Here is a 7,023-nt window from a genome sequence, read left to right as displayed (position 1 = left end):
GTGGCAATAACCGTGCCTGGTACCATCGCGTCGCCATCGGCGAGGTGTCGCTCGACGACGAGTGTGGGGTCGACGCGCGTGAACGCGAGCTCGAGCGGCAGCCCACCGGCAAAGACGCCGTCGACTCGGCTCACGATGCGCGCGGTCGCGGTGGCGTTCGAGGGGATGGCGGCTTCGCTCGTTGCGTCGCCCCAGGGGGCGTCTTCCGCGAGAGCGCGATCGACGATGTCGGTCACGCCTGCGAGCGTGAGCCCCTGCAGGTCGTCGGTCATGCGGGGACCTCCTCGACGATCACGGAGGCGTCGGCCGATCGGCTCCAGCCTGCGGCTGCCCCGCCGGGGCGCACGACCACGCGACGCACGCGCTGCGTGGGGTCGGTGTCGGTGAAGTCGTGGCGCCAGTGCGCGCCGCGTGACTCGGTGCGCGCGAGCGCGGCGGCAGCCGTCAGGCGTGCGAGCGGCAACAGCGAGCGAGATTCGTCGTCGGCGGGGTGGGCAGCCGCGAGCTCTCGAGCAAGCTCGGTCATTTCGTCGCCCGTGCGCTCGAGACCGAGTGCCTGCCAGGCCCGATCACGGATGCGGTCGGCCGTCATCGCGGCGCCCCCATTCGCAAGGGCGTCGTCGGCCGTGGCGGTGACGACGGGAACCGGAGTATCGAGCTCACCTGCCGATGCTGCGCCGGGTGCTGCCGAGCTCGGCAACGGCAGCGCGGGCACCGAGCCGGCGGCGCCGACGGTGTCACCGGCGCGCCATCCCACGACGAGAGCTTCGAGCAGCGAGTTCGAGGCGAGGCGGTTGGCGCCGTGCACGCCCGTCGACCCGGTTTCGCCCACAGCGAACAGGCCCGGAACCGTCGTGCGGCCATCCATATCGGTCAGGGCGCCACCCATGGCGTAGTGCGCTGCGGGGGTGACGGGCACGGGTTCGCGAGCCCAGTCCACACCCGTGGCGCGCACGAGAGCGTCGATGGTCGGGAAGCGCGCGGCGAGCACATCGGCGCCGAGCATGGTGGCGTCGAGAAGCACCGGTTGGCCATCCTGTGCCCGCATCTGACGGGCGATGGCTCGCGCCACGATGTCGCGCGGCGCGAGCTCGGCCCGCGGGTCGACATCGAGCATGAAGCGGCGACCCTCGGCGTCAAGCAGCGTCGCGCCTTCGCCGCGCACGGCCTCTGAGACGAGCCCGCCGCCCGACAGCACCGTGGGGTGAAACTGCACGAATTCGAGGTCGGCGATCGCGGCGCCAGCGGCGTAGGCCAGAATCACGCCATCGCCCGTCGAAACCGGGGGGTTGGTCGTGTGGCGGTAGAGCCGACCGTTGCCGCCCGTCGCGAGCACAACGGCATCGGCGTCTACGCTCTCGACCCCGTTCGGCCCTTCGACGACAGCCCCCGCGATCGCACCGTCGCGAACGATGAGCGACACCGCCCGCGCGAATTCTCGAGCACGGATGCGCCCCTCGCGCACGGCGGCAGCCAACGCTGTCTCGATTACGCGCCCGGTGGCGTCGCCGCCCGCATGCAGCACGCGAGCGACCGAGTGCGCGGCCTCGAGCCCGCGGGCCCAGTCGCTCACCTCGGTGTACGGCGCAACGGCACCCGCCGCAGGGTCGAAGGCCACCCCGAGTGCAACAAGGTCGTGCACTCGGGCGGGCCCCTCGCTGCAGAGCACGTCGACGGCCGCGGGATCACTCAGCCCGGCCCCGGCGATGAGCGTGTCTCGCGCGTGCAGCGCGGCCGAGTCGTCGGGAAAAACGGCCGCGGCAATGCCGCCTTGAGCCCAGGCGGTTGACCCGGCCGTCAGCACATCTTTCGTGACGATCGTCACATCGTGGCGACGGGCCGCGCGCAGCGCAGCGACGAGGCCGGCCATGCCGCTACCGATGACGAGAATGTGGGCCATGGTTTAGTCCCTCGGCTTCGCGGCGAGCATGCGCTCAAGAGCGAGCTTGGCGTCGGCCTGCACGCCCGCGTCGACGACGATCTCGTTGACGACGCGACCGGCGACGAGTTCTTCGAGCACCCACGCGAGGTAGCCCGGGTGGATGCGGTACATCGTCGAGCACGGGCAAATGACGGGGTCAAGGCAGAAGATCGTGTGTTGCGGGTATTCGGCCGCGAGCCGGTTGACCATGTTCACTTCGGTGCCGATCGCGAAGGTCGTGGGCTCGGTTGCGCCCGCGACGGCACGCCGGATGTAGTCGGTCGAGCCCGCTTCGTCGGCCGCATCCACGACCTCCATGGGGCACTCGGGGTGCACGACGACGCGCACGCCGGGGTGATCAGCACGCGCTTGCTCGACCTGGGCAACCGTGAAGCGCTTGTGCACGCTGCAGAAGCCGTGCCACAACACGACGCGCGCGTCGAGCAACTGCTGCTCGGTCGAGCCGCCGAGCGGCTTGCGCGGGTTCCACATGGGCATCTGCTCGAGCGGCACTCCCATGGCCTTTGCCGTGTTGCGACCCAGGTGCTGATCAGGGAAGAACAGCACGCGCTGCCCGCGCTCAAAGGCCCACTCGAGCACGGTCTTCGCGTTCGACGAGGTGCAGACGATGCCGCCGTTGGCGCCGCAGAACGCCTTGAGGGCGGCGGACGAGTTCATGTAGGTGACCGGGATGATCGGGGCGCGGCCCTCGGCGTCCGGCTCGGCACCGTAGACGGCGAGCAACTCATCCCACGCCGCTTGCACCGAGTCGATGTCGGCCATGTCGGCCATCGAGCATCCGGCGGCCAGGTTCGGCAAGATCACGCGCTGCTCGTCGCGCGCGAGGATGTCGGCGGTCTCGGCCATGAAGTGCACGCCGCAGAACACGATGTATTCGGCATCGGGCTTGGTGAGCGCGGCGCTGGCGAGCTGGAATGAGTCGCCGAGGAAGTCAGCGTGCTGAACGACCTCATCGCGTTGGTAGAAGTGGCCGAGGATCACGAGGCGGTCGCCGAGGGCCTCTTTCGCGGCACGGATGCGCGCGTGCAGCTCGTCGTTTGAGGCGTCTTGGTACTCGCGCGGTAGCGCACCCTGACGAGGCGAGCCGGTCGGGATGACGTCGTGCATCGACGAGCCGGGGCCATAGCCGGGGGTCGCGTCGAACGCCCATGGACCCTGGTCGAGCTCGGGCGTGCAGGTCTCGCCCGGCGCCTGCCCGTTCGTGATGAGGCGGATGGTCGTGGCGACGGAGGCGTCGATGGTGGTCATGCCGAGATCCTTGCGAGTGCGGTGGTGCCGGATGGTGGGGTCTTGGTCAGGGGGCCAGCGTCGACGAGTTCGACGTCGCCCGTGTAGCGGTAGAGGCGCGGCGGACGGTGACGGCCGCCCGTGACGACCTCGCCCGTGGGTTCGATGACGCCGCTCGTCTCCATCTGCCGACGGAAGTTGGCGGGGTCGAGGGGCTTTTGCAACACGGCCTCGTAGACCTCGCGCAGCTCGGCGAGGGTAAACCGCGGGCCGAGGAAGGCGTGGGCGATGCGCGAGTATTCCATCTTGGTGCGCAAGCGCCAGAGCGCGTAGTCGACGATGAGGTTGTGGTCGAAGGCGAGATCGGGCAGGTCGTCGGCCGGGAACCATCGCACGTTGTCGCCGAGCGTCACACGCTCGGCCTCATCGGGTCGCACGAGAGCCCAGTAGACGATCGAGACCATGCGTTGGTCGGGCGAGCGGTCAACATCGCCGAAGGCATAGAGCTGCTCAAGGTAGGTCGGCTCGAGGCGCGTCGTCTCGCCGAGGTTGCGGCGTGCGGCCCCTTCGAGGCTCTCGTCAGTGAGCACCATGCCGCCGGGCAGCGCCCAGCGCTGGAAGAACGGCTCGCGCGTGCGCCGCACGAGCGGAAGCCACACTTGCGGCGCCCCGGTCTCGTCGGCACGCAGCGCGAAGATGACGGTCGACACGGCGAGCCCAATCGCTGTCGTGCTGGTCATGGATGCTCCTTCCGCTCGACCACGTTCTGCCGCGTTACCCGTTGTTAAAGTCAGGGTGACCTGAAGGCAGTTTAGCACTTCGGGTATGAGTGACACGAACAGGAGTCGTGCGCGGTTTGGGCGCGGGTGACGGCGCGGAGGGCATCCACCACGAGAATGGACCCCGTGGACGAGGTCTTCGTAATCCCCCTCTGGGTCGACTTGCTCGCGGTCGGCATCGGCGCTCTGCAAGGTGCGCTCTTCGCGGCGCAGTTTCGCGACCGTCGGCTCGACTGGCTCGGCGTCGCGATTATCGGCATCGTCGTGGGATTCGGCGGCGGTCTTCTGCGCGACCTGCTGCTCGATGTGCCGCTCGCTCCCCTGCAGTCGAACTGGTACGTCGTGGTGGCCACGGGCGCGGCATTGCTCGGCATGTTGCTCGAGCGGGTGTTTCGGCGCCTCAATCGCTTCATCACCGTGCTCGATGCCCTGACGATCGGGCTCTTCGGTGCCATCGGCACGACCAAGGCGCTCGCTCTCGGCCTGCCCGAAGTCGCCGCCGTCTTCGTCGGCGTGCTCGCGGCTGTGGGCGGCTCGATTCTGCGCGACCTGCTGCTCAACCTGCCCATCGCACTCATGCACGTGGGCTCTCTCTATGCCGTGGCCGCCGCGGCTGGGTCGAGCACGATCGCGGTGCTGCTCGCTCTCGACGTCGATGTGCTCGTCGCGGGCATCATCGGCGTGGCCTTGACCTTCGGCGTTCGTGTGGCCTCGGTACTCTTCGGCTGGAGCCTGCCCGAGCAGCGCGCGATCACACGGTTGCCCAAGCTACCGAGCCTGCCGAAGCGCAGTCGTGCTGATGCGGATGCTGAGGCCGCGGTCGATCGTGGGCGCACGGTCACGACGGCCACGGGTGTCATCCACTTGCACCCGACCACCTCGTCGATTCCCGTCGTGGGCTCTGAGCCCCGCACCCGCCGCCGCTCCCCCATTCCCGGTGCGAGCCAATCGCGCCGCTAGCCCCCCGAGGAGGATTCTGCTGTGACCCTGTTGATCACCGGAGGCACGGGAACCCTGGGCCGACCCACCGTCGACGGACTGCGCGCGACAGGAGTCGAGCCGCGCATCCTGAGTCGCCGGCCCGGAGCCGATCACGTCGTCGCCAACCTGCAGTCGGGCGCGGGCCTCGCCGCGGCACTCAGTGGCGTCGACACCGTGCTGCACCTCGCGACCAATCGGCGGTCGGATGTTCGCGCGACGCAGAACCTCCTGCATGCCGCCCGCGCCGAGGGTGTGCAGCACCTCGTGTATCTGTCGATCGTGGGCGTCGACGCTGTGCCGCTCGGCTACTACCGCGCGAAGCTCGCGTGCGAGCAGATGGTTGCTGACTCGGGTCTGCCGCACACGATTCTGCGCGCCACCCAGTTTCACGACTTCGTCGCGGGATTCTTCCGCGCCCAACGTCGCCTGCCCCGCGTGACGACGTTCGACGTTCCGTTTCAACCGATCAGCACCGAGGCCGTGGCCGCGCGACTGGGTGAGCTCGTCAGCGCCGCACCCGCACACGGCCGGGTCGATGACCTCGGCGGCCCCGAGTCGTTGCCCATGGCCGAGCTTGCTCGGCAGTGGCTGGCCGCGCGCGGCGTCGCACCCGAGGCCGCGGCGCGGCGGGTTGTCGAGTGGCACGCGCCCGGAAAGCTCGTCGGCGCCTACCGGGCAGGGTTGCACACGACCGGGGTGCCCGGGCCGGGCATCCGGTTCGCCGAATGGGCGGAAACGACGGCTCGCTAGCTCGCGTTGACGAGAGTGCGGTCGGGGCTTTCGAGGCGAATCGCCCGGTTCACGGCCGAGACGACGGCCTTGAGCGACGCGGTCGAGATATCGGGGTCGATGCCGACACCCCAGAGGGTGCGACCGTTGACCTCGAGCTCGACGTACGACGCCGCGTGGGCATCCCCGCCAGCGCTCAGCGCGTGCTCGACGTAGTCGAACAGGCGAATGGCAATGCCCTGCCCCTGCATCATGCTGAGGAATGCCGCGATCGGACCGTTGCCGGTCGCCTCGATCGCGGCGATGTCCTCTCCGTCGCGCAACGTCGCCGTCAACTGAGTGGTGCCCGTCATGTCGCTCGCCGTGCGCGTCGAGAGCAGCTCGAAACGACCCCATTTCGCGTCGGGATCGGTTGAGGGCAAGTACTCGTCTTGGAAGATCGCCCAGATCTGCTCGCTCGTGACCTCGCCACCTTCGGCGTCAGTCTTCGCCTGCACGACACCGCTGAACTCGATCTGCAATTTGCGCGGCAGGTCGAGAGCGTGATCGGTCTTGAGTAGGTAGGCGACGCCGCCCTTGCCCGACTGCGAGTTGACGCGGATGACGGCCTCGTAGGTGCGGCCGAGGTCTTTCGGGTCAACCGGCAGGTAAGGCACGCCCCACACGAGCTCGTCGACGTGCTTGCCCTCGGCCTCGGCCCGGGCGGCCATCGCCTCGAAGCCCTTCTTGATGGCGTCTTGGTGGCTGCCGCTGAACGCCGTGTAGACGAGGTCGCCGGCCCAGGGGCTGCGCTCGTGCACCTTGAGCTGGTTGCAGTATTCGGCCGTGCGCTTGATTTCGTCGAGGTCGCTAAAGTCGAGGTGCGGGTCGATGCCCTGCGTGAAGAGGTTGATGCCGAGGGCGACGAGGTCAACGTTGCCCGTGCGCTCGCCATTGCCGAAGAGGCAACCTTCGATGCGGTCGGCTCCGGCCATGTAGCCCAGTTCGGCGGCGGCGACGGCCGTGCCGCGGTCGTTGTGCGGGTGCAGGCTCAGAATCACCGAGTCGCGGCGGGCAAGGTGGCGGTTCATCCACTCGATCGAGTCGGCATAGACGTTAGGGCTCGCCATCTCAACCGTCGCCGGCAAGTTGATGATGAGCTGACGCTCGGGGGTCGGGGCGAGCTGGTCAATGACGGCGTTGCAGACCTCGAGGGCGGTTTCTAGCTCAGTGCCCGTGTAGCTTTCGGGGCTGTACTCGTAAAAGACCTCGGTCTCGGGCACGGTCGCCTCGTACTGCTGGCACCACCGCGCACCCTGCAGCGCAATCTCTTTCACACCCTCGATGTCGGTGCGGAATACCACCTCGCGCTGCAGCACGCTCGTC

The 7,023-nt window shown here is 68.6% G+C and carries 5 protein-coding genes and 2 pseudogenes; 2 read left to right on the top strand and 5 right to left on the bottom strand.

Annotated features, from left to right (window positions below):
- The 4 genes and pseudogenes from SFU54_RS03825 to SFU54_RS03810 all read right to left on the bottom strand — a co-directional run.
- Window positions 1-272 (bottom strand): annotated as a pseudogene (locus SFU54_RS03825) (nicotinate-nucleotide diphosphorylase (carboxylating)); the annotation flags it as partial.
- Complete coding sequence (gene nadB / locus SFU54_RS03820) at window positions 269-1,900, bottom strand: L-aspartate oxidase (RefSeq protein WP_319014984.1); 1,632 nt, start codon at window positions 1,898-1,900, stop codon at window positions 269-271. The pseudogene SFU54_RS03825 and the gene nadB, both read right to left, overlap by 4 nt.
- Before the next feature lie 3 nt (window positions 1,901-1,903).
- Window positions 1,904-3,190, bottom strand: a complete 1,287-nt coding sequence (gene nadA, locus SFU54_RS03815; protein ID WP_319014983.1) for a quinolinate synthase NadA — start codon at window positions 3,188-3,190, stop codon at window positions 1,904-1,906.
- Window positions 3,187-3,909, bottom strand: a complete 723-nt coding sequence (locus SFU54_RS03810; protein WP_319014982.1) for an NUDIX hydrolase — start codon at window positions 3,907-3,909, stop codon at window positions 3,187-3,189. Before SFU54_RS03810 ends, nadA begins: the two co-directional genes overlap by 4 nt.
- A 156-nt stretch (window positions 3,910-4,065) precedes the next feature.
- On the opposite strand from SFU54_RS03810, the pseudogene SFU54_RS03805 reads away from it, so the two are divergent.
- Together SFU54_RS03805 and SFU54_RS03800 are read left to right on the top strand one after the other, a co-directional pair.
- Window positions 4,066-4,710 (top strand): annotated as a pseudogene (locus SFU54_RS03805) (trimeric intracellular cation channel family protein); the annotation flags it as partial.
- Window positions 4,711-4,929: 219 nt separating this feature from the next.
- Window positions 4,930-5,679 carry an SDR family oxidoreductase gene (locus tag SFU54_RS03800; protein WP_319014980.1) on the top strand — a complete coding sequence of 250 codons (750 nt, stop codon included), beginning with the start codon at window positions 4,930-4,932 and terminating at the stop codon, window positions 5,677-5,679.
- On the opposite strand, the gene SFU54_RS03795 is transcribed toward SFU54_RS03800, so the two are convergent.
- On the bottom strand, window positions 5,676-7,023 hold a 1,348-nt coding region (locus SFU54_RS03795; protein ID WP_319014979.1), incomplete at its 5' end, for a 2-isopropylmalate synthase. The two genes, SFU54_RS03800 and SFU54_RS03795, sit on opposite strands and share 4 nt — an antisense overlap.

Source organism: Microcella sp. (assembly GCF_033763155.1).
Taxonomy (GTDB): domain Bacteria; phylum Actinomycetota; class Actinomycetes; order Actinomycetales; family Microbacteriaceae; genus Microcella.
The sequence above is the reverse complement of the archived record's forward strand: the minus strand, read 5'-3'. Positions and strand labels throughout refer to the sequence as shown.

Excerpts from the sequence above, each read along its gene's own strand:
- nadA (WP_319014983.1), bottom strand. The coding sequence starts at position 3,190 with ATGACCACCATCGACGCCTCCGTCGCCACGACCATCCGCCTCATCACG.
- SFU54_RS03810 (WP_319014982.1), bottom strand. The coding sequence starts at position 3,909 with ATGACCAGCACGACAGCGATTGGGCTCGCCGTGTCGACCGTCATCTTC.
- nadB (WP_319014984.1), bottom strand. The coding sequence starts at position 1,900 with ATGGCCCACATTCTCGTCATCGGTAGCGGCATGGCCGGCCTCGTCGCT.